General features: G+C 47.5%; 21 protein-coding genes. 13 read left to right on the top strand and 8 right to left on the bottom strand.

From position 1 onward, the window contains the following. Positions 1 to 53: 53 nt before the first annotated feature. The 3 genes from QZ375_RS04870 to dusB form a co-directional block, all read right to left on the bottom strand. Positions 54 to 362, bottom strand: coding sequence for a metal-sensing transcriptional repressor (locus tag QZ375_RS04870; protein WP_295216084.1), 309 nt, complete (start codon positions 360 to 362; stop codon positions 54 to 56). A 408-nt stretch (positions 363 to 770) separates the two neighbouring features. Continuing rightward, positions 771 to 2,279: a leucine-rich repeat protein gene (locus QZ375_RS04865; RefSeq protein WP_295216082.1), complete on the bottom strand. Its 1,509-nt coding sequence runs from the start codon at positions 2,277 to 2,279 to the stop codon at positions 771 to 773. 241 nt (positions 2,280 to 2,520) lie between these two features. After that, the gene (gene dusB / locus QZ375_RS04860; protein WP_295216078.1) at positions 2,521 to 3,507 is read right to left on the bottom strand and encodes a tRNA dihydrouridine synthase DusB; all 987 of its coding nucleotides are present in this window, start codon (positions 3,505 to 3,507) and stop codon (positions 2,521 to 2,523) included. 288 nt (positions 3,508 to 3,795) lie between these two features. Between dusB and polA the strand changes: the two genes are divergently transcribed. The 5 genes from polA to QZ375_RS04835 all read left to right on the top strand — a co-directional run bounded on the left by polA (position 3,796) and on the right by QZ375_RS04835 (position 11,042). Further along, on the top strand, positions 3,796 to 6,384 hold the full coding sequence (gene polA, locus QZ375_RS04855) for a DNA polymerase I (RefSeq protein ID WP_295216075.1): 2,589 nt from the start codon (positions 3,796 to 3,798) through the stop codon (positions 6,382 to 6,384). Further along, the gene (gene rimI / locus QZ375_RS04850) at positions 6,368 to 6,814 is read left to right on the top strand and encodes a ribosomal protein S18-alanine N-acetyltransferase (protein ID WP_295216072.1); all 447 of its coding nucleotides are present in this window, start codon (positions 6,368 to 6,370) and stop codon (positions 6,812 to 6,814) included. Before polA ends, rimI begins: the two co-directional genes overlap by 17 nt. Then, entirely contained in the window at positions 6,815 to 7,948 is a 1,134-nt protein-coding gene (locus QZ375_RS04845; RefSeq protein WP_295216068.1) for a DUF6688 family protein, read from the top strand. It abuts the gene before it with no gap. A 15-nt stretch (positions 7,949 to 7,963) separates the two neighbouring features. Then, the gene (gene tsaD / locus QZ375_RS04840; RefSeq protein ID WP_295216066.1) at positions 7,964 to 8,977 is read left to right on the top strand and encodes a tRNA (adenosine(37)-N6)-threonylcarbamoyltransferase complex transferase subunit TsaD; all 1,014 of its coding nucleotides are present in this window, start codon (positions 7,964 to 7,966) and stop codon (positions 8,975 to 8,977) included. A gap of 232 nt (positions 8,978 to 9,209) precedes the next feature. Further along, the gene (locus QZ375_RS04835; RefSeq protein ID WP_295216064.1) at positions 9,210 to 11,042 is read left to right on the top strand and encodes a phosphoenolpyruvate carboxykinase (GTP); all 1,833 of its coding nucleotides are present in this window, start codon (positions 9,210 to 9,212) and stop codon (positions 11,040 to 11,042) included. Between the two features lie 90 nt (positions 11,043 to 11,132). Here the strand turns inward: QZ375_RS04835 and QZ375_RS04830 are convergent, their stop codons facing one another. The 3 genes from QZ375_RS04830 to QZ375_RS04820 are packed head-to-tail and all read right to left on the bottom strand — an operon-like array spanning position 11,133 to position 14,513. Beyond that, a complete protein-coding gene (locus tag QZ375_RS04830) occupies positions 11,133 to 12,053 on the bottom strand; it encodes a Ger(x)C family spore germination C-terminal domain-containing protein (protein ID WP_295216061.1) in 921 nt (306 codons plus the stop codon). After that, complete coding sequence (locus QZ375_RS04825; RefSeq protein ID WP_295216058.1) at positions 12,050 to 13,051, bottom strand: GerAB/ArcD/ProY family transporter; 1,002 nt, start codon at positions 13,049 to 13,051, stop codon at positions 12,050 to 12,052. The genes QZ375_RS04830 and QZ375_RS04825 overlap by 4 nt, the downstream gene beginning before the upstream one ends. Further along, positions 13,044 to 14,513, bottom strand: coding sequence for a spore germination protein (locus QZ375_RS04820; protein ID WP_295216055.1), 1,470 nt, complete (start codon positions 14,511 to 14,513; stop codon positions 13,044 to 13,046). Before QZ375_RS04820 ends, QZ375_RS04825 begins: the two co-directional genes overlap by 8 nt. Before the next feature lie 203 nt (positions 14,514 to 14,716). Between QZ375_RS04820 and QZ375_RS04815 the strand changes: the two genes are divergently transcribed. After that, entirely contained in the window at positions 14,717 to 16,051 is a 1,335-nt protein-coding gene (locus QZ375_RS04815) for a CapA family protein (RefSeq protein ID WP_295216051.1), read from the top strand. Between the two features lie 14 nt (positions 16,052 to 16,065). Beyond that, complete coding sequence (locus tag QZ375_RS04810) at positions 16,066 to 16,644, top strand: DUF3267 domain-containing protein (protein WP_295216050.1); 579 nt, start codon at positions 16,066 to 16,068, stop codon at positions 16,642 to 16,644. 46 nt (positions 16,645 to 16,690) lie between these two features. Here QZ375_RS04810 and QZ375_RS04805 read toward each other — a convergent pair whose 3' ends face one another. Further along, a complete protein-coding gene (locus QZ375_RS04805; protein ID WP_295216047.1) occupies positions 16,691 to 17,431 on the bottom strand; it encodes a M23 family metallopeptidase in 741 nt (246 codons plus the stop codon). A gap of 140 nt (positions 17,432 to 17,571) precedes the next feature. On the opposite strand from QZ375_RS04805, the gene QZ375_RS04800 reads away from it, so the two are divergent. The 6 genes from QZ375_RS04800 to QZ375_RS04775 all read left to right on the top strand — a co-directional run bounded on the left by QZ375_RS04800 (position 17,572) and on the right by QZ375_RS04775 (position 24,414). Continuing rightward, positions 17,572 to 19,284 (top strand): ABC transporter ATP-binding protein, encoded by a 1,713-nt coding sequence (locus QZ375_RS04800; protein WP_295216044.1) that lies wholly within the window; start codon positions 17,572 to 17,574, stop codon positions 19,282 to 19,284. A 15-nt stretch (positions 19,285 to 19,299) separates the two neighbouring features. Next, on the top strand, positions 19,300 to 21,042 hold the full coding sequence (locus QZ375_RS04795; RefSeq protein WP_295216042.1) for an ABC transporter ATP-binding protein: 1,743 nt from the start codon (positions 19,300 to 19,302) through the stop codon (positions 21,040 to 21,042). 817 nt (positions 21,043 to 21,859) lie between these two features. Then, positions 21,860 to 22,258 carry a NifB/NifX family molybdenum-iron cluster-binding protein gene (locus QZ375_RS04790; RefSeq protein ID WP_295216039.1) on the top strand — a complete coding sequence of 133 codons (399 nt, stop codon included), beginning with the start codon at positions 21,860 to 21,862 and terminating at the stop codon, positions 22,256 to 22,258. Positions 22,259 to 22,289: 31 nt separating this feature from the next. After that, positions 22,290 to 22,727 carry a C-GCAxxG-C-C family protein gene (locus tag QZ375_RS04785; protein WP_295216036.1) on the top strand — a complete coding sequence of 146 codons (438 nt, stop codon included), beginning with the start codon at positions 22,290 to 22,292 and terminating at the stop codon, positions 22,725 to 22,727. Positions 22,728 to 23,198: 471 nt separating this feature from the next. Next, positions 23,199 to 23,456, top strand: coding sequence for a helix-turn-helix domain-containing protein (locus QZ375_RS04780; protein ID WP_295216033.1), 258 nt, complete (start codon positions 23,199 to 23,201; stop codon positions 23,454 to 23,456). A 13-nt stretch (positions 23,457 to 23,469) separates the two neighbouring features. After that, positions 23,470 to 24,414, top strand: coding sequence for a DUF6017 domain-containing protein (locus tag QZ375_RS04775; protein WP_295216031.1), 945 nt, complete (start codon positions 23,470 to 23,472; stop codon positions 24,412 to 24,414). A 148-nt stretch (positions 24,415 to 24,562) separates the two neighbouring features. Here QZ375_RS04775 and QZ375_RS04770 read toward each other — a convergent pair. Then, positions 24,563 to 25,713, bottom strand: a 1,151-nt coding sequence (locus tag QZ375_RS04770) for a transposase (RefSeq protein WP_365728341.1), incomplete at its 5' end; no start/stop codon positions are given.

The following is a 25,713-nucleotide window of genomic DNA, read 5'->3' as shown; positions in this document are numbered from 1 at the left end:
TACATTCCTCCTTTCAATTTTTTATAGTATCATCATGCGCAGAAACGCCAGGATTATTTCATTAGTTTCTGCAAAGTTGTCACCAGTTCGTCAATGATTTCATCTTTTCCGGCACGAATGTCGTCGGCAACGCAGGTGCGGATGTGATTGGCGAGAAGTTCTTTGTTAAAAGCGTTCAGTGCCGCATTTACAGCAGCAACCTGTACCAGGATATCCGTGCAGTAAGCGTTTTTTTCTACCATGCCCCGGATTCCCCGGACCTGTCCTTCGATGCGGTTGAGTCGATGGATCAGCTTGGTATATTCTTCTTCAGAGCGCTCTTTTGTCTTATGACAGCAGGGACATTCTTTTTCGTGTTCCATATGCAGCTCCTTTCTTTTTCTGATGCTATTATTATATACCCCTTTGGGGTATATTAAAACGGGTAAGCTGTAAATAAATCAAGAAAAAAATATGTATATGCGGAAATGGATGTATGGTTATACTTAGAGATACTCTTATGCAAAAAGCGGAACAGCCCTTGAGACTGTTCCGCTTTACAGGAAACCTAAGGCAACACCGCACAAAGAACGCCTGACGGCTTTGCACGTCATATGCTTGCACATTTTCCGTCATATTTCACAAAAATGCTCGTGAATACACAAAGTATTCACTCCGCTTTTTGTTTCATCTGACGAAAAATCTGACGAAGTTTATACTCGTAGAGTACATCTGCCGCACAATCTTTGTGCGGTATTGCCTTAAATATATTATTTACTGAACTGGTAATATCAGCTGTTATATGGCAGGGAAGGGATGAGGTTGACAAGGAATTTCATCAATTCCGCAGCATCACCGGCATCAAGTTCATCGTTGCTGTTACAATCGCTGTTTTGGATTGCTTGTTCATTGAGTTGTACTGCTCCGGAAACCGCTTTGCTCAACAGAACCGCATCTATAATGCTTACAGTACCATCGCAGTCCACATCACCGTAAAGAGCAAAACTGTTGCTGTCATTATCATCACTGTTGATAGAATCTGAAGTGTTGTCAGCGAGACAATAGAGAACTGCATTGTTCAGAATCGTATCATCTCCGGAAATTGTTACATTTTCCCACATGTCATTGTTGCCGAAATAGTAGACTTCTTTAAGGGCGTCACATTTGCTAAAAGCATCGGTTTGAATTTCAGAAATGCTCTTCGGAAGAATAATGCTGTTTAATTTACTGCAAAGATAAAATGTATCTTCTTCCAGTGTGGTGATACCGTCCGGAATTGAGATAATGGTCAGGTTTTTGCAGGCTGTAAAAGCATATCTGCCGATATGGTTAACCCTGGGTGGGATGGCGAGTTCTGTCAGACCACTGCATCCGCCAAAGGTAAAATCCTGGATGTCTGTAACAGAATCGGGAATAGAAATGTATGTCATTTCTTCACATCCAGCAAAGGCGAACTCTGCGATTTTAGTGACACCATCCGGGATGACAACCTTACCGCTGCAGGCCGTGCCATCAATCACCATTTGATTGACAATAACCAACGGGTCTTCCGCTTGTTTCGCAGCCAGCCAAGGCGTTTCTCCGAAAGCAATGCTGCCGATTTCCGTGACGCTTTCAGGAATAGTGACTTCGGAAAGTGATGTACAATTATCAAATGCAGAGGAACCAATTGTAGTCAGCCCTTCTGGAAGGACAACTTCTGTCAAACTCTGGCAATTCTGGAATGCACTGCATCCTACTTCTGTGATCTGTTGGGGAAACGTAATTTCTTTCAGGTTAATACAACCGCTGAAAACTTGTCTGCCGATGACAGTGACACTTTCTGGCAGAACAACTTCTGTCAGATTGGAACAATCCTGGAATGTGTTCATTCCAATTGTGATGACTCCTTCTGGAATGACAATGCGTTCCAGATTAGAACAGTGATAAAATGCCCAGTCACCGATTGTTTTAATGCTGTCTGGCAGTGTGACTTCGGTTAAGTCAGTGCAATTGAAAAATGCGCTGCTTCTGATACCAGAAACTGTATAACCGTCAATTTCTGGTGGAATTATCACTTTTTCTGCCTCTTCTGCACAGTTTGTGATCTCAGCTGTGCCGTCATCCAACACCTCATAAGTAAGGACATCCCAAGTGGTTCTGGTCAAATCAGATTCGTCCCAAATTACTCCCGATGCGGAATCTGCCGGAATGGATACTTCTTCGGCGGACACGTTGAATGCAGCCCCAAAAAGGGTACTCCCTGTGAGGCATAGTGTACCTGCTGTGATTACGGTGCAGATCCTTTTCTTCATTTTCATAAAAATCCAGCTCCTTTTCTTGTTTCTGCATGATCTCAGTCAGAATGTAAAAGGCACAGCCTGACCTTGCTGTGTTACAATGTTCCGGACTCCCTCATCCAGAAACTGTAATTTTAGGATAAAAAATTATCCACTTTTATGATATCATCTTGCAAAAAAAAGTTTCACACAAATTCTGTTGTTTTTTTGAAAACAATCGTGTAAATGGTTAGAATAATATACAATAAGTGGATTATTCTTGTTATTTTCGCTGTAGTTTCAGGAAATCTGCTGCCAATTGTTCTGCCGCTTCGTAGGAATCCAACTGATAGCATCGTGCCCGGAATTTTGCTGCGCCATACATCCCCGTCATGTACCAGGCGGCGTGTTTGCGTGCGTCACGGATGGCAATCTCCGGCGGCTTCTGGGGGTTGCATTCCAGAATGAGCCGGATATGGCGGAGCATAGTTTCCATGCGTTCCTCCAGAGTTGGCAGTATTACAGGCTGATCCTGTATTGCCGCAGCAATTTCCCGGAATATAAAGGGATTGCCATAGCTGCCCCGTCCCACCATGACCATATCACAGCCAGTCTGTTCGTATATAGCAAGACAATCTTCAGCAGTACATACATCACCATTTCCGATCACCGGAATGGACACAGCTTGTTTTACTTCACGAATGGCATTCCAGTCGGCTTTTCCACTGTAGAGCTGTTCCTTTGTTCTGCCGTGGACGGCAATTGCCGCTGCACCGGCATCCTCCATGGCTTGGGCAAAGGGCACGGCGTTTCGGGAAACTTCATCCCAGCCGAGACGGAATTTGACAGTAACAGGCACGCTGCTTTCCCGGACAGCGGCACGGACGATCTCCTGTGCCAAAGGAATATTCTGCATCAGGGCGCTTCCGGCACCGGTCGCTACAACTTTATGCACGGGACAGCCCATGTTCAGGTCGATCCAGTCGGGCTGGTACTGCTGTACCATGGAAACGGCACGTCCCACAAAATCCGGGTCATTGCCGAACAGCTGCAAGCCCATGGGGCGTTCCTGTGGTGTGATCGTACAAAGCTCTGCCGAAGCCTTGTCTCCATAGCAAAGGCCCTTGACTGAGACCATCTCGCTGACGCAGGCTGCCGCACCGTAGGACATGCAGAGGATACGATATGCACGGTCGGCAACGCCTGCCATGGGGGCTAGCATAGCGGTTTTCGGCAGCTCCAGCTTGCCGAGGCGGAAGATGTGATTCATGGGATTCTCTCCTTGCGTGGTTTTGAATTTGAAATTAGGAATGAGGAATTAGGAATGAAGGTATCGCCTGCGGCGATGGATTTGAATATTCAATTTCAACAGTTTATTTTGAATCCGTGAGCGCAGCGAACACTGCCATTCCTAATTCCTAACTCCTCATTCCCCATTATAAATTATAACACAAAGCCTCAAAAATGTACAGACCAAAAAATCGAAAATACCTACTAGCATTCTTGCGCAAAATATGCTATACTATAAAAAAGACTCATGAGAAAATAGGAGGAACACATGAAATTACTTGCCATTGATGGAAACAGTATCTTGAACCGGGCGTTTTATGGCATTCGTCCCTTGAGCAATACCAAGGGTGTGTTTACCCACGCCATTTTTGGATTTATGAATATCTACTTGAAAAACTATTCGGAGGTACAGCCTGATGCGGTGGCAGTTGCCTTTGATCTGCGTCAGCCTACATTCCGGCATAAGGCGGTGGATACCTATAAGGCAAACCGCAAAGGAATGCCGGAAGAACTTGTCATGCAGCTGCCCTATGTGAAGCAGCTGTTGACATTGCTGGGTATCCGTGTAGTGACCTGTGAGGGATACGAGGCAGATGATATTCTGGGCACTCTTGCGGCATCATGCTCAGCGCAGAATGCCGAATGTGTCATTCTCACCGGTGACCGGGACAGCCTGCAGCTGGTGAATGACCATGTCATTGTACGCCTTGCTACCAATAAAGAGACTATTCCCTATACCCCTGATCGTTTCCGGGAGGAATATGGCTTTGAGCCTTTATCCCTCATTGATCTGAAAGCCCTCATGGGAGACAGTTCTGATAATATTTCCGGCGTTGCAGGCATTGGACAGAAAACAGCATCCAAGCTGATCCAGGAATGGGCTACGGTGGAGAATCTCTATGCCCATCTGGATGAGGCAGGGTTGACGAAATCTGTATACGGCAAGTTGGAAAAGGGGATGGATGCTGCCAAGCAGAGCAAATGGCTGGCGACGATTGTGACAGATGTACCTATTGAGACGGATATAACGCAATACCAGCCCCAGCCGATGCAAAATGAGGAAGTGCGGAAACTACTGCTGGAATTGGAAATGGCGAAGTTGCTAGACAAGCTGAAGCTGTCCGGGGATGGAACGGAAATATTGCCTGAGACCTCCGATGCGCATCCGGTGCAGTCTCTTACGGAACAGCCTTTGACGGAAGAAATTATGTGGCAGTGGGATGGCGCTTTACCGGGTACGTTTCCTGCCTGTCTGTTTGATGGGAAATTACTGCGTGTGATCCATCCGGATACGCCGGGCGTGGTCTATCTGACGGAAGATGAAGCGCTTTTGAAACGGATGTTCCAGCGGAATCGCCTTACCTTTGGTGCAAAGCCGCAGTATCGTTATCTGCTGTCAAAGGACATTGTACCGGATAGTGAGCTGCCTACAGCGGTGGATGGGGAAATTGCGGCATATCTTTTGAATCCTACCACTACGTCCTATGAGATCGAACGGCTCTGCGTGACATATCATGTGCCGTATCAGAAAAGTCTGGGAGAAAACGCAGATCTGGCGGCGCTGCTGGAACTGTACCTTGCAATGGGACGTATGGTCGATGAACAGGGCATGAAGGAACTTCTAGAGTATGAACATCAGCTGACAGTGGTACTGGCGGCAATGGAACATACAGGCGTAGCAATTGACCAGGAAGGCGTCAGGAAATTCGGCGTGTATCTGTCGGAACAGATCGAGGAAATGCAGCAGATGATCTATGATGAGTCAGGGCATGAATTTAACATTGGCTCCCCGAAGCAGCTGGGAGATGTACTCTTCGGGGAGATGCAGCTGCCCCACGGAAAGAAAACCAAGACCGGTTATTCCACCAATGCAGATATTCTGGAAAAGCTGCGGGGACAATATGCTATCGTGGACTATGTGCTGAAATGGCGGCAGTATTCCAAGTTGAAATCTACCTATGTAGACGGACTGCTGAAAACTGTCGGTGAGGATGGCAGGATCCACACGATATTCAAGCAGACAGAGACGAGAACGGGACGAATTTCGTCTACTGAGCCGAACTTGCAGAACATTCCGGTGCGGACGGAACTGGGACGGAACATGCGGAAATTTTTCGTGGCACGGGACGGTCATGTTCTGTTGGATGCGGACTACAGTCAGATCGAACTGCGGCTTCTGGCAAATCTCAGCGGCGACAAACAGATGCAAGAGGCGTTTCTCAGCGGTGCGGATATTCATGCAGCAACAGCAGCGCAGGTATTCGGGATGCCGCCGGAAATGGTGACGCCGTCCATGCGAAGTGCCGCAAAGGCGGTCAACTTCGGTATTCTCTATGGTATGGGGGCGTTTTCCTTGTCTCAGGATATCCATGTCAGCGTCCAGGAGGCAAACCGGTATATCCAGAATTATATGGCGCAGTTTCCCAGTGTTGGATCGTTTATGGAAAAGACAGTGGAACAGGCGAAGATCAACGGTTATGTGACCACTTATTTCAACCGGCGCCGACCGGTGCCGGAACTGCTGGCATCCAATAAGATGGTGCAGGCAAGCGGTAAGCGCATTGCCATGAATACACCCATTCAGGGAACGGCTGCGGATATTATTAAACTTGCTATGATCCATGTTTACCAGCGATTGCAAAAAGTTGTGCCGGATGCACGGCTGATCTTGCAGGTGCATGATGAACTGATCGTGGAAGTGCCCCAGATACACGCCATGCAGGCGGCGAAGGTGCTGGGAGAGGAAATGCAGAATGTGATTCGTAATTCTTTGTCGGAAGAAAAACAGAATCAATTTCAAGTGCCTCTGACAGCAGATGTCAGCATGGGAGAGAGTTGGTATGAAGCAAAGGGTTAAGGTGATATCGGCGGAAAGCGTGCATTTGTCTGTTATTGCAGAAATTGCAGAAATGTCCTTTCCTGATCCATGGTCAGAGGCGGTGTTCCGGCAGGCGCTGAAAAGTGAGAATAATCAGATCTGGTGCGCAGTTTCCGGTGAGACGATCTGCGGCTATCTGGTGCTGTCCCGTGCCGGAACGGAAATGAGCGTGGACGATATTGCTGTACATCCGGCATATCGGCGGCAAGGCGTGGGAAAATTGCTGCTGAAGTGGGCGCATGGGCAGTACCCGGCGTGGGATTTCTGGCTGGAAGTGCGGGAATCCAATGCGGCTGCGATAGCACTGTATCAATCCCTGGGGTATACGCAGGTGGGATTTCGGAAGCGATATTATCAGAATCCGGAGGAAGGCGCTGTGCTTATGACGAGAGTGGGTGACGATCTATAAATGGATAATGGTATTATGTTCGGCGAAGAAATTCTGACATTACTGATTTTGGTGGTTTTCATCGGGATACCATTGTTTCTCACCGGTGTGAATCTCTGGAATGCATTTGCCAAAAAGAAGTTTATTCCTAGAGTGTTTGCTGTTTTGACCTTGGTCATTGGGCAGATATTCTATTGGATTTTGTTGACTGGCGGATTTGATCTCTCCGGAAAAGATTATGCAGAGACGATATATCGTTTTCAACTGCATAATATAATTGATTCAGCGCATCTGCTTTCTTTTGTCCTGCCTTGTCTTGTGGGTGTGGCAGGTTTGATGATCTTATTGCTTTGCAAACCGAAATATCTTCCGCCGCTGGTGTCTGCCAGTGCCATTGGTGCGGTTCTGATCGGAAATGTAATGAGTGTGCTCTATGCCATACAAATTACAAAACAAGTTGACCAGCCTGTTTTTCTTCTGCTGTATCTTTATCATTTCAACTTGCTTTTATTGTCTGTTTCTGGCATTCGTCAACATATTCAGGAACAAACAGTGTTGATACAGGAGAGAAAGACACAGTTTCGGTATCAGTGGGTGGAAAAACTGTACAAGTTTCTTTCCAAAGCATCTCACATGGGATTGTTTTCTTTTGCATTGGTATTTCCGCTGGCGGCACTTCTGGAAGTTGTGCTAATCCTTTGCGGACAAGGGGCAGACGGTATTGTGAAAGCGTTTACTATGACTGCGGACTGGACATTTTCTACCCAGATACCGCCGCCACCCTTGGAATATGATGGACATTACCTCTGTACAGTTGCCGCAGGCGGTCATAAAAAGGTGGTGCGTCCGCTTCGATTCGGGACACGGCTGGGGCATCCCATTGTTGTCAATCGGCAGCTGTGTATTGCCAATGCTTTTGAAGAATTGATTCGAGAGAGAACGCCTCGGATGCATCGTCAAGTTCGACACTTTTACGACACCTATGGTTATCCGCTGTCAAAGATCATTACAACACCATTTCGGGCTGATCTGACATACGTGCTAATGAAACCGCTGGAATGGCTGTTTTTGCTGGTATTATATACATTTGATGCAAATCCGGAGCAGCGGATCGCAGTGCAGTATCCGTGGAAAGAAGAAATGACAGAGAAATAAGGAGTGAAGCCAATTATGCTGATATTAGGAATCGAAAGCTCCTGCGACGAAACCGCAGCGAGCGTTGCCAGAGACCACACGGAAATACTCTCCAATGTGGTTGCCTCACAGGTGGAGGAGCACAAACAATACGGCGGCGTTGTGCCAGAAATCGCATCCCGGCGGCACTGCGAAAATGTTTTATGGGTGGTGCAGAAAGCCCTGGAGGATGCGGACGTTACTTTGGACGAACTGGATGGCATTGCCGTGACAGCTTATCCCGGACTTATCGGTGCACTGCTGGTGGGAGTGAATTTTGCAAAAGGGCTGGCGCTTGCTGCCGGAAAGCCCCTTGTGCCGGTACATCATCTTGCAGGACATATTGCCTCCAACTACATTGTTCATCCCGATCTGAAACCGCCTTACCTCTGTCTGGTGGTCAGTGGCGGACACAGCCATATTGTGGAGGTACTGTCCTATACAGAATTTCGTATTCTGGGACGCACCCGGGACGATGCCGCAGGGGAGTGCTTCGACAAGTGCGCTCGTGCCATGGGATACCCTTATCCCGGCGGCGTACATCTGGATAAGGCGTCTAAGCTGGGCGATCCGAAGGCGTTTTCTCTGCCGAAACCGAAAATTGCTGAAAATGCCTATGACTTCAGTTTTTCCGGGCTGAAGACAGCTGTGGTCAATCTCCTGCACAATGCGCAGCAAAAAGGTGAAATGGTCTGTCGGGAAGATCTGGCGGCATCTGTCCAGGCCACTATTGCGGAGGTACTCACAGATCATACCATTCGGGCAGCCCGGGAACACGGTTATACAAAAATTGCTGTTGCCGGCGGTGTTTCCGCCAATAGCGGTGTGCGGGATTCCCTGCAGAAGGCCTGCGGCAAATGCGGTTATACTCTATATATGCCGCCGCTGTCTCTCTGCGGTGATAACGGTGCAATGATCGCCTGCGCCGGTTCCTATGCCTTTGATGCCGGGATCCGTGCGGATTCCAGCCTGAATGCCAGTGCAACGAGGGAACTGACAGATTGGAAGTGAGGATCTTTTAAGTGAAAAATCCCCGGACAACATATTTATCGGAAGTGTCCTTTTCTGGTGCACAGATGAATCTGAAACATGAACACAGTCTGAATATTAGTTGGGATTTCTTCGAAAGCCCTTGACATTCTTCTCGAATGTGGGTATAATAAATTGTAATGGGTCAGTTGTAAATTCGATCCAGAAACTGCAGGTGTATGGAAAACTGCGAAATATTTAGGAGGTAGTACCAATGGCATTGACAAACAATAAAAATGTGCTGCAATGGGTGGACGAAATGGTCGCTCTGACCAAGCCGGACAAGGTTGTATGGATCGACGGCTCTAAGGAACAGCTGGATGCTCTGACAGAGGAGGTTACTTCTCTGCCGGATGGCAATCGTGACAAGATGTATCATTTGAACGAGGATAAGCTGCCGGGTTGTCTGTATCACCGCACCCTGCCGAATGACGTGGCTCGTGTAGAGGATCGTACGTTCATTTGCACTAAAAATAAAGAGGATGCCGGCCCCACCAATAACTGGATGGATCCGGAAGAGATGAAGGCAAAGCTGACGCCTCTGTATGACGGCGTTATGAAAGGCAGAACCATGTACGTGATCCCATATTCCATGGGTCCCATCGGTTCTCCGCTTGCAAAGGTCGGCGTAGAGCTGACTGATTCTATCTATGTTGTTCTGAACATGAACATTATGACACGTATGGGCGTAGATGCTTTTAAGAATCTGGGCGACACATCGAACGACTTCGTTCGTGGTCTGCACTCTAAGGCTGATGTTGATCCGGAAAACCGTTATATCGTACAGTTCCCGGAGGAGAACACCATCTGGTCTATCAACTCCGCTTACGGCGGAAACGTTCTGCTGGGCAAGAAGTGCTTCGCACTGCGTATTGCTTCTTTCCAGGGCAAGAACGAAGGTTGGATGGCTGAACACATGCTGATCCTGGGCGTACAGAAGCCGGACGGCGAGACAAAGTATATCTCTGCTGCGTTCCCGTCTGCTTGCGGTAAGACCAACTTGGCAATGCTCATTCCGCCGGAGGGCTATCAGAAGGATGGTTACAAGGTATTCACTGTCGGCGATGATATCGCTTGGATGAAGCCGGGCAAGGATGGCAGACTGTATGCTATCAACCCGGAGAACGGTTTCTTCGGCGTAGCACCTGGTACGAACGAAAATTCCAACTACAACGCTCTGGCTTGCACAAAGTCTGACACCATCTTCACTAACGTTGCACTGAACAATGCAGATAACACTGTTTGGTGGGAGAAGCTGGATAAGAATCCGCCGGTTGATGCAACTGAGTGGAAGGGTGCTAAGGTAAATGGTCCGGAGTATATCGCTGAGGGCAACAAACTGGCGCATCCGAACTCCAGATTCACAGCACCGGCAAAGAACTGCCCGTGCCTGTCTCCGGAATTCAATAACCCGGAGGGTGTTCCGATTTCCGCTATTATTTTCGGTGGTCGTCGTGCATCTACCACTCCGCTGGTATATCAGAGCTTTGACTGGACACATGGTACCTATATGGGTTCTGCTGTTTCCTCTGAGACAACTGCTGCTGCAACGGGTGCAGTCGGCGTTCTTCGCCACGATCCGATGGCTATGAAGCCGTTTATTGGCTACAATGTCGGCGACTACTGGGCTCACTGGCTGGAAATGGGTGAGATTCTGGGCGACAAGGCTCCGAAGATCTTTAACGTAAACTGGTTCAAGACCGATGAGGAAGGCAACTTCCTGTGGCCGGGCTTTGGCGATAACATGCGTGTTCTGGACTGGATCATCAAGCGCTGCGAAGGCACTGTTGACGCTGTTGAGACTCCGATCGGCTATGAGCCGAAGCCGGAGGACATCAATGTTGATGGCCTGATTTATGAGGGTAAGCAGTACACTACAGAAGATATTGCTGACCTGCTGAAGCTGGATATGGATCTCTGGGAGAAGGAAATCACTGAGATGCGCAGATACTATAAGGAAGATATCGCTGATAAGGGCGGTAAGATTCCGCAGGCTCTGTATGATCAGTTGGATGCTCTGGAGGCTCGTATCAAGGCTGCTAAGTAAGCAATATTGCTTTACTTTTCTATCATATGAATGAGAAAAAGGACGTTTCCCCTTTTGGGGCAGCGTCCTTTTTGCGTGTCTCCGATTTTGTTATGCGGAGTAAATTTTCACTTGAAATTCTGCTTGTGATACAACATCTGTCCAGTCTGTATTGGTGAATTCGTCAAAGCACTGGCTTTGCAGACATGCTTCCCAGTCGAATACATCTGCATGGGATTGCACCACCGTCTCTTGGATGGCAGCTTCGCATTGGTTTTGGATACATGCAGCAGCTTTTACGAAATCACCTTCGCCGCTGATGCGAATGGAAACGGTGACCTCTGCCTTGCCGTCTGTCATGGTTCCAGTCAGGCGGACAGCGGCAGAGTGTACGGTATAGCTTTCATCGTTCGGCAGGGAAAGTGTCTCCGGGTGATTGTCGCCTCGTAACCAACACAATCCAGCAACAGCTTCAGGCGAGAGTGTACCATAGGATTCGGTTTCGGTGATGACTGCCGCAGAAAATCCATTTTCTGTGATAACGGGTAGGAGTGCTGTTTTGGCGGAACTGGAAAATTCACGTAAAATGGTGAACAAATCGGTCTCGGGCAGTAATCCGCTTTTTTCCGCACGGTGCAGCTGTTCGGTTAGATGCGCCGTATCTGTATCCGTTAGCGTACTTCCCTCAGATAATCCCAATACCTTACAGGACGGAGAAAGCCGGTATTTTTCCATGAGTTGGTTCAGTTGCGATCCGAATTCCGGTTTTGAATAGGCGATCAGTTCCAGATGCCCTAGAAATAATTCTTTTCCAATGGGAACAGCGGCATTTTCAATGGCCTGTTCAAAATTGCCGCCTGTTCCTTGGGCAAGTGCACCGGCAGTTTCAAAATCGTGAAGCTGTACTGTAGGCTGTTCCGGGTCGGTTAGTTCCAACGCCTGTAAATAGGCACGGTCACGCACCTGTACGGCGGCACAGCCAGTGCACAGGAATAACAGTGTACAACTAAGCAGCAGAGGAATCCCTCTCATGCAGCAGCACCTCCTCGTCGTTTTTGCGCTAGCAGAAATCCTATGGGAATGAGTAATACCAGGAGGCATATGGCGACTATATTCCATATCCCAGAAACAGACAGTTTGGATGCCGCCCAGGAAATGCAGAGCATGAGTCCCAGGCAAATGCTGCTGGCATAGCGCAGTTTCGGAAAAGTTAGTTTCAGAAGATGGGCGGCTAGTACCGTAAACAAGGTGATGCGTAGGACGCAGAGCATAACGAAAACCAACAGATAGATTGCATCTGCACGCTGGGTGCTCAAGGGCTGTGAAATGGAGATCACGGAAAAAAAGGGATGCTTCGCCTGTGCCATGCGATTTCCCAGCACTGCCATGCCCAGGAGAGAAAGATAGATCACTAGCAAGAATTTCCCGGCAAAGATTTGAAAGATACTGCGGGCTTGCTTTTGCTTCGTAAAATCCAGCAGTAAAAAGAGCAGTGGCAGCTCGTCGGCATTATACATACTTCTCAGGAAACCGTTCCAGATGGTGTCATTTGGGGATAGGGACAGATTTTGCGGTTCTGCCTTTGGAATAGCACCTAGCAGCATGACTGCCAGAGTCGCCAGCAATATACCGAAAATCAGGGTGCTGCTTCGTGCCAGGGCGTGAATGCCCAGAGAAGCCGTATATAGACAAACCAAGGCAATGAGCGCTGCTACCATGAATTTTCCTGAAATGGGCAGGGAAAGTTCAGCAGTGGTTCCTTGCAGCTGGACAAAGGAAATGCCGCCTCGGATCAGTGTATACGCTACGAAACAAAGAGGCAGAAGCCAGTGTTTTCTGGCATAGGCAGAAAAGGAAAAGCTGCGGCGATACAAGAGCAGCATAGGCAGACAGAGCAAGATCTGAACAGCTGCGGCTATGGCAGCGCCTAAAATGCCTTCGATGGTATAGGCGGTTGTCTGGCACAAGATGAAAAAGGCAGCACTGACCAGGAGCATGGCAAAAAGCTGACCGGAACGCAGTTTATTCATGATATTCCTCCACAGTGAAATTACCGGACTGCATTTTTTGGAATCCCACACGAGTGGCTGTATCCCGGAGACCAGTAGGGTAGAGAGGCGCAAGAGGTGCCATGATGGGAAATCCGAAGCTTTCTCCGGCGCAGAGATTGAATAACACTGCTGCACCTAACAGGCTAATACCAAATAGTCCTAGGAAACCGCCTGCGAGAATGAATGTCAGCCGCAGAAGTGTGACGTTCTGCGACAGATCCGGCACGACAAATCCGGCAATGACGGCGATTGCTGTGACAGTGAGCATAGGCGTACTGATCAGCCCCGAAGAGACAGCAGCATCTCCGATGATCAATCCGGCGACAATACTCACAGATCCTCCCACGGCTTTTGGCAGACGCAGTCCAGCTTCTCGAATGATCTCATAGACTACGAGCACGCCGATGGCTTCGGCAGTCAAGGAAATGGGTGCGTTTTGCTCTGCATCGGCAAGGATCAGGAGCAGTGTCCGGTTGAGCAGTTCGGGATGGTGCAGTGCAATGGCAAGATATAGGGACGGCAATAGTACTGCCACCAGAAATGCAGCGTATTTGATCCAACGCACAAGGGTTGCATAGGACGGGCGATAACAATAGTCGTCCATGGTCTGAAAGCTTTCGCAGAACAGCTTCGGGATCACCAGGGCAAAGGGGGTGCCGTCAATGAGCAATCCCACTCTGCCTTCCAGCAGTTTGGCGCAGAGTACATCCGGCCGCTGGGTCGTGCCTATGGTGTCAAAGAGACAGCCCCGGCGGTTTTCCAGAAAGGGTTGGAGGTAGCCGGAGGAGAGAATGGATTCCAGTTCCATTTCGTCTAATCGTGCTTTAATTTGAGCAATGAGCGATTTTGGCACACGGTCTGCCATATAGCACAGGCACAGGTCTGTCTGGCTTTTTGAACCTTTCACAAAGAGTTCCAGTTTCAGCTGCGGTGATTTCATTCGGCGGCGCAGAAGAGACATATTGACGCGGACAACTTCGATGAAGCCATCCTTTGCGCCCATAACATTGTCTTCGCCAGAGGGCTCGCTGACAGAGCGTTTGTCATAACCCTGGACGCCGAACACCAAGGCACTGTCTGCTCCTTCCAGTACAAGCACGGCGAAACCGGAATTGAGAAAGCGAAAGAGATCACTGTAGGTTTTTGCTTCAGCACGGTCAGTGGAATAAAGCTGGTGATTCCGGATGTAGGCAAATACATTCGCCGCCGTCGGTTCGTCTACTGTCACGTGGGTGATGGGATGCAAGATTAGTTCGGTAATGGTTGCTGTGGAGAGCATTCCTTCACAACAGAGCAGCGCCGCCGGTAAGCCGCTCAGGACGAATTCATTTACCAGCAGGTCAGAGGAACCCTCTGCAATGGAACGGATCTGGCGTAGATTTTCAGACAGATCCGGCAGGATGAACTGATTCAGGAGACGTTCTGTTTCATTTTGAGACATGCGCTTCACCTTTTCTGTTTTGGTTGAATTTGTAGGGGTGGATATTATCCGCCCGTTTTGTAATATGAGGACATAGCACGCCGTGTCCCTACAACACGTAGGGATAAACATGGTTTTTCACTGCTTATTATTCCACGCCCGGAAAAAAAGATACAAAAATCATTGCTTTTTTTTGCGTAATATGATATACTGAGGGTAAAAGTATGTCGAAAAATGGAGACGGCGGAAAGGATATTCTCATGAAACAGAAAAAATATGATATTACGATAAAAAAGTTTGCGTTGCTTGCTTTAAGCACTTCGCTGCTTTTTTCCGCATTTGGATGTAGTGATACCAATCAGATCGACGAGGATGCAGCAATCCCGGCGAATGCACCGGTCTCTGAGTCAGAAGCGGCAGACGATGCCTCAGAACCGGCAGAAAATACAGAAAGTGAAGCAGAACAGTCTGAAAACGAGGGAGATACTGTCATCAATGTGGTAGCTGTGGGAGATGATCTGGTGCAGCAGTGCGTATATCAGAGTGCGCAGGCGCATTCTAACGATGGCGTAAGCTATAACTTCGACTATTGCTATGAAAATATCAAGCCTTTGATCAACGGCGACCTGAATATCATCAATCAGGAGACTCTGATCTGCGGCGAAGGCTTTGAAGTCAGCGGTTCTAACTATAACTTCAATTCGCCGATGGAATTGGGAAATGCTGTACTGAACATGGGCTTCAATGTGGTGACCATGTGCAACAATCACCTGTTGGACAAGGGTGAAGCCGGACTGCATGGATGCCTGAACTATTGGGATACGAAAATGGCAGAAAATCCAGATCTGCTCACTTGTGGTGTGTACCGGGATTATGTGGATATGCAGAATATTCGCACCAAGGAGGTCAATGGAAAAACGGTGGCATTCCTCAGTTATACGGAGAATACCAACGGTTACTCCCTGCCGGATAATTCGGAGCTGGAGATCATCTATACTTCTCAGGAAGATTTGATCCAGCAGCAGATCACAGCGGCAAAGCAGATCGCAGACGTAGTTGTAGTGACCTGTCACTGGGGTGCAGAGGATACTTTTAATGTAACAGATGGCGTGCGTGCGCTGGCGCAGAAGATCATCGACTGGGGCGGCGATGTCATTATCGGCACCCATTCTCACGTGGCACATACTATGGAGTATCTAACCCGTCCCGACGGTACCCAGGGCTTTGTGTTCTATTCGTTGGGGAATTTTATTTCCGCACAGACAGATAACATGAATTTGGTAGGAGAACTGGCGGATTTTAATATTGTGGCAAGAGCTGACGGTTCTGTGTCCATTGAAAATGTACAGGTGTCTCCGGTGATTACTCACTATGAGGACGGACAGCTGTCCAATCTGCGGCTGTATCCCTATAGCATGTATTCGGACGAGCTGGCATCTCAGCATGGTTTGCCCTATTGCACATCCAGTACAGGACCCTCCTATCAGGTCTGGAGTATGGACAAGATCCGTGAGATGTTTGAGACTTCTGTACCGGAGGAGTTTCGGAAGTGGGATTGAGAAAGGGGCAGCATATGAAAATCGTATGGAAAGGGAAATTCGACGGCAATCCGGACAGCCTGCCTCATGGGGAACACAAGCCAGGTGCAGTGAAATTCAAGGAAATTGACGATCCGAAAAAGCTGGGGCTATTTATGAATCTGGCGTGCATTCCGGTATTTGTGATCGCATTTGCACTGTTATTGTTCCGCGTTGATATCGAGATTATGGGGAAGATGAACTTTCTCGTGGGATGTGTACTCGCCCTGGTATGTCTTGTGCCCCACGAGCTTCTCCATGCCATTTGTTTCAGAGAAGAATCACAGATCTATACCAACCTCAAAAGTGGGATGCTCTTTGTGGTGGGGACAGAGGACATGAGCAAGGGCAGATTTATTTTTATGTCTATGCTTCCGAATCTGGTGTTCGGATTTCTGCCCTTTTTGCTGTGCATGATCTTCCCGTCTCTGACTGTGCTGGGTGCTCTAGGCGCTTTGTCTATCGGTATGGGGATAGGTGATTATTATAACGTCTTTCACGCCCTGACCCAGATGCCGAAAGGTGCCAGAACGTATCTGTATGGTTTCAATTCCTGGTGGTATCTGCCGGAATAAGCTATGTATCCGAACCTGGAAACGGGTTCGGATTTTTTTCATCTTATCAGCCAAAATAAGCCGTGGGATCAACATACTCGCCGCTTTTGCGCACTTCCAGATGCAGATGGGTTTCCAGTGCACTTTCAATATCCGGTGTATTGCCGATAACACCGATTTTCTGACCGCTCTGTACTGTATCCCCCTCACGTACCTCTACTGAGCCATCCAGCCCACAGTAGCGGCTCACGACGCCGTTGTCGTGATCGATGGTGATCGTATAACCCCAGAGGGCATCGTTGCAGACTTCGCTGACTGTGCCAGTGTCGATGGCGAATACATCAGCGCCGGTTTCACAGGCAAGATCCACGCCGTTGTGGGTTTGCCATGTACCGGTTGTCTCTGATTTCACTAGTTCACCGTTGCTGAAAGGGGTTAGAATGGAAAAATCCGACAGCGGCGGTAAAAGCTGATGCACAGGCGTTTCCTCTTGCTCTGTGGCTGCTTCTGTTTCCGCTGCTGTTGCCGGTTCAGTGGGCGCTTCAGTCGCTGCCTCTGTGGCTGGCACAGTTTCCTTTTCCACATTCGTCTGCACACCGATGACTGGTGCCTCTGCGGCATCTGTTGTTGTCGTCTGTACAGCGATTTGTTCTGTAATGGAATCCAGATTGTTTTCCAGGGTCTTACTGGTCTGCTGATACGCAAAAACACACGCTGCACCGATCATCACCAGGCTGATGCCTAATGCCGTATAAAAGCTGCGAAGCCGGGATTTTCCCGCACCGCTGTGCCCTGTTTGGTTTTTCAAAGAAACCACCTCCGCTGCTAGTTTGCACCGCAGGCAAATATTTATACATCCATCTTGCAATTTTGGGGAAAAAGAGGTATAATAATTCTGTGTCACAAAATAAGAAAAAACTGTATGTGTTATGTATGAGGAGGAGTTGTATGAAGCGATTGCTGCCCTATATGAAAGGGTATTGGAAAGAATGTATTCTCGGACCGGTATTTAAACTGCTGGAGGCGATTTTTGAATTGATCGTTCCCCTGGTCACAGCGAAGATGATCGATGTGGGTATTGCCAACCACGATGCTGGGTATATCTGGCGTATGGGCGGCGTTATGATCCTGCTGGCAGCATGTGGTCTGGGGTTCGCTCTGACCTGTCAGTATTTTGCATCTAAGTGCGCCTATGGCTTCGGAACTGCACTGCGCAGTGCACTGTACCGTCACGTGAACACCTTGTCTCACAGTGCAGTGGACCGCATCGGAACGGCATCTTTGATTACCCGGATCACCAGCGATACCAATACCGTTCAAAGCGGACTGAATATGATGATCCGCCTTGCCACACGTTGTCCCTTTCTGATTATCGGCGCAGCTGTCATGGCAATGCGTATTGACCTGAAGCTGTCCATTGTCTTTCTCATCGCTATTCCTGTGATCGGTGTGCTTCTGTACAGCGTCACTCGCTGGACGATCCCACGTTATGGTGAGAACCAGGGAAAGTTAGACAACATCGCCCGTCATACCCGGGAAAACCTGGACGGCGTCCGTGTCATCCGTGCCTTTTCCCGTCAGGAGGAGGAGATCGACTCCTACCGGGAGGACTGCAATGTCTTTGCGAAACGTTCGGTTGCCGTGGGACGTGTCGGTGCTATCCTAAATCCGGCTTCCTTTCTGATCATGAACCTGGGAATTGTTGCAGTATTGTGGTTTGGCGGTGTTCGTGTGGATACAGGGCATCTGACCCAGGGGGAACTGACTGCTTTTGTGAACTACATGACACAGATTTCTCTATCTATGGTGCGTATGGCGGAACTGCTTATTTCCTTTAATAAAGCAGCAGCTTCAGCAAAACGTGTCTCAGATATTTTGGCGGAAGAACCGGATATTGTAGGCGGCGATCAGAAATTGACTGTAAAGCCGGATGTTCCGGTGCTTGCTTTTGACCATGTGGCCTTTGCCTACCCCAGCGGCGGTGAGCCGGCACTGCATGACATCAGCTTTACGCTGCAAGCTGGGGAGACTCTGGGTATTATCGGTGGCACTGGAAGCGGAAAGAGTACCATTGCAGGGCTGATCCCCCGGTTTTACGATGCCACAGAGGGAACGGTGCAGCTTTACGGGAAGGATGTTCGCAGCTATACGCTGGATTCTCTTCGGAAGATCATCGGTATTGTCCCTCAGAAGGCATCTTTGGTCAGCGGTACTATTGCGGAGAATCTCCGCTGGGGCGATGCTTCTGCGGCGGATACAGAGTTGGAGAACGCATGTCGAATCGCTCAGGCATGGGAATTCATCAGTCAGACACCCAAGGGCTTGGACACTCAGGTCACTCAGGGGGGACGCAGCCTTTCCGGTGGTCAGAAACAGCGTCTGACCATTGCACGTGCTCTGGTAGGACATCCTCAGGTGCTGATTCTGGATGACAGCATGAGCGCTCTGGATTATGCCACAGATCTGGCATTGCGCCGTGAATTGGCTTCGAAAATGAGTGATGTTACAAAGATCGTGATTTCTCAGCGTGCCACTTCTATTCAACATGCAGATCATATTCTGGTTGTGGATGATGGTAGATGTGTGGGCTATGGCAAGCATGAGGAACTGTTGGAGCAGTGCCCGGTCTATGCTGAGATCTACCACACCCAGATGCAATAATAGGAGGGACACAAAATGGTTTCAGTGATCAAACGAATCTTGTCGTATACAAAGCCCTGCCGCAAAGAACTGGCAGGAATGTTTCTCTTTGCACTCATCGGCACAGGATTGTCTCTGTTTGTGCCCATCCTTATTGGTGATGCAGTAGACTGCGTAATAGGCACCAGCGAGGTGGATTTTCCAGCACTCTGGAAAGTGATTGTCGTATTGTTTGCAACGATTATCATCAGCGCTGTTTTTCAATGGCTCATGTCCCTGTGTACCAACCGTCTTGCAGCAAATACTATTCGGGATCTGCGGTGCGATTTGTTTACTCATTTGCAGCATGTACCCCTACGGTATATTGACAGCAAATCCAGGGGTGACCTGATTGGACGTGCTGTCTCTGATATGGAAATTATTTCTGACGGCTTTTTGCAGGCATTCACTCAGTTTGTTACCGGTGTATTTACCATCATAGGCACGCTGGTTCTCATGCTCACGATTAATGTGCCTATCACCATTCTGGTGGTGATCCTCACGCCGATTTCTCTGATCGTAGCGGCGAAAATCACCCAGATGTCCCGCTCTTCTTATCTGAAATCCTCAGAGGCACGTGGTGCTTTGGGCGGTCTGACAGAGGAAATGATCGGCTCGCAGAAGGTTGTGAAAGCCTTTTCCTACGAAAAACGAGCAGAGGAACGCTTTGAAGAATACAACAAGGAATTGCAGCGCACTGGTACAAAAGCGACTTTCATCGGTTCCATTACCAATCCTGCCACACGGTTTGTGAACGCTTTGATCTATGCGGCAGTGGGTGTTTGCGGCGCTCTGGCGGCAACGGGAAGTGTACCGCTCATCGGTGTTATTACAGTAGGACAGCTGGCGAGCTTTCTTACTTTCGCAAACCAGTATACCAAGCCCTTTAATGAGATCAGTGGTGTTGTGGCAGAACTGCAAAATGCTGTTTCATCTGCAAAGCGTGTCTTTGCAGTCATTGACGAACCAGTGGAGTTGGATGACAGTCATCTGCCCGAACTGAAAGACTGTGACGGCAGCATGAATCTGTCTCATGTGAAGTTTTCCTATCTGCCGGAGCGTCCGCTGATCACAGACTTCAATCTGAATGTGCACAAGGGACAGCGCATTGCCATTGTTGGCCCCACGGGATGCGGCAAGACAACGCTTATCAATCTGCTGCTGCGATTCTATGATGTCGACGGCGGTTTTATTTCCATTGCCGGACAGAATATCAATGAGGTGACACGGGATAGTCTCCGGGCATGTTATGGAATGGTATTGCAGGAGACGTGGCTTTTTACGGGAACAGTGGCAGAAAATATTTCCTATAGCCGTCCCGATGCAACACGAGAAGAAATCGAAGCAGCGGCAAAGGCAGCATATGCGGATGGTTTCATCCGGCGGCTGCCAGACGGTTATGACACAGTGCTCACCGAGGATGGCAGCGGCTTGTCTCAGGGACAGAAACAGCTTCTTTGCATCGCCAGGATCATGCTGACAGATCCGCCGTTTCTCATTCTGGACGAGGCAACCAGCAGCATTGACCTGCGTACAGAGCAGCGGATCCAGAAGGCTTTTGAGAAGCTTATGGCAGGAAAGACCAGTTTTATCATTGCACATCGGCTGTCCACCATCAAAAGCGCAGACTGGATCCTGGTCATGAATCAGGGCAATGTGTTGGAGCAGGGAACGCACGAAACGCTTATGGCACAGGATGGATTTTATGCAAAGCTGTATCAGAGCCAGTTTGCGCAGTAAAAAATCCGGAAATTGCGCAGTAAAAAATCCGGAAATGTTCTTGACAAATACGGATAAATCGGGTATACTATAGGAGAAGAGAGCACACCGGCAGACGGTCGCTCCCACAAGGAATAGTTATAGAGATAACCGTCCAAGTTGGCAGCTTAGGGGCGGTTATTTCTTTGTGTTATTATGGAAAAGCATGTACAAAAACGTGCTGTATGCCACAAGAAAAATTCCGACCTGAATCAGGTCAGACCATGTCACATAATCCATAGATATCACCTCCCATCCATCGTGAGATGTGTGGGAGCGAGAATGACCGCCTACCGTTACTGGTATACTCTCTTAGGGCTTATTTTACCACAAACTTCGACAGTTGTCAAATAAAAAAATACTTGACAAATCCGGATAAATCGGGTATACTATAGGAGAAGAGAGCACACCGGCAGACGGTCGCTCCCACAAGGAATAGTTATAGAGATAACCGTCCAAGTTGGCAGCTTAGGGGCGGTTATTTCTTTGTGTTATTATGGAAAAGCATGTACAAAAACGTGCTGTATGCCACAAGAAAAATTCCGACCTGAATCAGGTCAGACCATGTCACATAATCCATAGATATCACCTCCCGTCCATCGTAAGATGTGTGGGAGCGAGAATGACCGCCTACCGTTACTGGTATACTCTCTTAGGGTTATTTTACCACAAATTTCGACAGGCGTCAAGCTATAATAAGACACTCATAAATTTTATAGTATCTTGCATTTGCCTTATTTTTGTGCTATAATCATTTATGACATATGTCGTAAGATGCAGGAAAAAAGGAGCAGATCAAATGAAAATTGCAGTTACTTATGAAAATGGAATGATTTTTCAACATTTTGGTCACACGGAGCAATTCAAGTTCTATGACATTGAAGATGGTAAGATCGTGAATACTCAGATCTTGGACACCAATGGTCAGGGACATGGGGCACTGTCCGGATTTCTGACCCAAGCAAAAGCGGATATTCTCATCTGCGGCGGTATTGGCGGCGGTGCACAGATCGCACTGTCAGAGGCAGGAATCAGGCTGTACGGCGGCGTATCTGGTTCTGCGGATGAAGCGGTGAATGCTTATCTGGCAGGTGAACTGGATTATAACCCGAATGTGCGTTGCTCGCATCATGAGCATGAACATTCCTGCGGTGAACATATGTGTGGTGAGAATAAACATGGGTGTTCTGGAAAATAATGATACCTGAGATAAACAGGAGATGAAAAATATGGATCATGTAAAAAAAGCAAGAGAGCTTTTTCGACAGGGGTATAACTGTTCTCAGTCTGTTGTGGGTGCATTTCATGAAGAAATGGGACTGCCGCTGGAAACTGCTCTGCGTCTGTCATCTTCTTTTGGCGGCGGTATGGGCGGACTCCGTGATACCTGCGGTGCTGTAACGGGCATGTTTTTGGTGGCAGGTATGCTGTTTGGCTATGACTCTCCTACAGACAACGATGTGAAAAAGGTGCATTATGCCAGGATTCGTCAGCTCGCAGCGGATTTTGCCGAACAGCATGACACGACGGTCTGCCGTGAGTTGTTGAAATCGCTGCCGGGTAAATTACAACAGGATCCCAGTCCACGAACAGAAGAATATTACAAAGTACGTCCCTGCATTCGTTTTGTGGAAACTGCGGCAGAACTTCTGGAACAAATGATCTAGGTTTCTCAAGGTGAGAATTGTACCGACAAACTGCATTCTAAAGTATGAAAAGCATCCTTCAAAACAGAGGGATGCTTTTCTTTTTGCTGGACATATCCCTCGAAATATGCTATAACAAATCCGATTTATCATCTCAAATCATTCTTTATCACTAAAATCTTTCAAATCAGCGAAATTACGTCATTTTTCATGGTAGAAAGCTGAAAAACAGCGTAAAATCGTGAGGCTTGAAAAATCATAAAATTGAAAAAATTCGGTAGAATTTTGGTAGAAGCCTATCACTGTTAAGGCTGGTAGAAAATCATAAAAGTGGGTAGAAAGTCTGTTGACAAACAAGTAAATAAGCGGACGGTGTTTCATATAAGCGAAGCACTGTCCGCTATTTTTATGCCTAAAATTGAATATCGTACTACGCTTCTCAGTAATGAGGAGCGTTTTTTTCAGAAATAATTTCATCAAGGAGGATTCGTTATGCCAAAATTCAATCTTATCACGCCCGATGATAATAAGATTTCTCTCGAAGCAAAGGGAGTACTTTCTACAATGCTCAACCTGCCTGAGAGTGACTACCATACTGCGGAAGAACTGTGTCAGTTCTTTGAAAGTGACTCGTTGCAAACAATAAGAAAAGCTCTGAGAGAGCTGACCGATGCTGGCTATCTGCTGTGTATGAACAATAAGACCTATGCTGTCAATAAGCTGAGAATAGCTGGAATGAAAGTAATTTGAGGAGGAAACGGCTATGCCAAAGCTGAAAAAGAAAGTATCAAAGGATTTCACAACGATACATAACACGATGATAAGGGATATGAATCTTGGAGCTACTGAGCGTGGTGTTCTGCTGACAATGCTCTCTCTGCCGGATAACTGGGATTTTTCTATCAAAGGACTGACTTCTATTCTGCCTGACGGCTACACGAAAATCTCCACATCGCTCAAAAAACTTGAAAAAGCAGGTTATCTCATCAGACAGCGTGTTTACAGCGACGGCAAAATATGTGACTGGGAGTATACATTCAGTGATGAACCTATGGACGTGGAAAATGTTCAGAACTGCGATTCTTTTTGCCTGCAAGAAGCAGAAAATCAAGAAGTGGGAAAGCAAGAAACAGAAAACCTGATTCAAGGTTTCCAAATACTTGAAAACCGCCGTGCTAATAAAATAAAGAAAAATCAAATAAAAAAGAATCAAGTATCTACGAATCAAATATCAATCAATCAATCTGCGTCTGACAGCGGAAAAGCTGTTGAAAACCAGAATGATGGATTGATGGATAGATATACAGGAGAAAAGCAGATATACACAGAAGTGGTTCAGTCAAACATTGAGTATGACGAATACCGTGAATGGATAGAAATGCTTGCAAATGGGTATATGACAGTCAATGAGCTTGACGAAATCGTCGGAATGATCGTCAGGGCAATATGCTCCCGTAAACCTGTTGAACGCATCTGCGGACAGGACTTTCCCAGAGAAGTCATTAAGTCGGCTATGCTCAAAGTGGACAGGACTTGTCTTGAAAATTCAATTGAAACAATGAAACAGACAGATAATATCCGCAACTATGAACGCTATCTCATCAGCACTCTGTTCAACGAAGCAAACGGCAGACACTTCAAGGAAAATGCTGAGGGAAGAAACATAGATTACGCAATTCGGCGTGATTTTGGCAATCCATATGATTGATTGCCTAGAGATGAGCAAAACGGCAGATACAGTTTTTAGGTCAATAAGAAACCAGAGAAAATCCGAAGCATAGGGTAAAAAAAGCACAGCAAAGCTGACCTTAGCCCAAAAAGGAAAAAGTCTGCCTGAAAATATAGTGACAGAAAGATCAAGCGATACGCTTCACAGATTTGAGGGAACGATAAGAGCATTCAGCTTTGGTAACAACTGCGGCAACAGCAGCGGCGAGAAGAGCAATGTGTGCGATAGTGTTCAGATTTCTTGCAGCATTGATACCATGTATCCAGAGGCGTTCCTGACCGGTAGATTTAAAGCGGGAGTTATAGCGTTCAGATTCGGTACGAAGCGCATAAATTTTCTTGAAAGAAACACATTCACGGTCAATGGAAAGTCTGTAATCATCAGGAATCGTAACATATTTGGTACAGCCATGAGTCTTTTTGCCATTATTCCAGTTTTTATGATCGCAGGGACAACAGCCTGATTTTGAACGCTTGAAAGGACAGCAATATTTCTGGCGAGTTCTGTTTCTATCAGAGAATCTGCCGTCCTTGTGCATTGCAAGCCCGGCTTCGCAGATTGGGTGTCCGGATGGAAGCTTTTCAGGATTTTTAGTATTTCGCTTATTCAGCGGAATGACACATTCACCGTGATAAACGTCTTTGACCAGGTTGTAAACAGCCTTGACGTCGTACCCCTTATCGGCGATAAAAGTGCATTCATCAATAGGTAGAAAATCATTGGTTCGGCTTAGAATATCTTCGACAACTGTGCTGTCTGCAACATCAGCAGTTGTAGTTATTTCAAAGATCGGTAAGCCTGTAATGCAGTCAACCAGCACATGATTCTTGTAGCCCCAATAGTATTCAAATTTTCTTTCATTATGTTGATTGGAAGCAGTATGTACACCGAGCTTGCAGTCTTTATCAGATTTTGGATGATTGCTTTTGGAAAACTTATTTTTTGCAAAGGACTTCGGATTATTCTGACAGGTATTTGCAGCAATGGGAGTGGAATCGAGTGATATGAAAGATGTGTCTATGATGCCAAGCTCTGCTGCTTGCAGAACCACCCTTTGCATTACTTTTTGGAGATACTCATTACCTAGTTTTCTGATAAATCGGTCAAAGGTCCAGTATGACGGAAGTGGTTTCATGATGTTAAAACCGCAGTAATGTGCGATTATCAGATTATTATTCAGGTAATCGAGTAAATCGGTTATGCAGGAAAAGCATTCGCATTTCATAAGAGCCTGTTTAGTATCTTTTAAGAATAATGCGGATAAAAGCGAGGGAAACC

Origin of the sequence: Ruminococcus sp. (assembly GCF_019417665.1) — a bacterium.
Classification (GTDB): domain Bacteria; phylum Bacillota; class Clostridia; order Oscillospirales; family Ruminococcaceae; genus Ruminococcus_C.
This window is presented reverse-complemented; position numbering and strand designations above follow the sequence as displayed.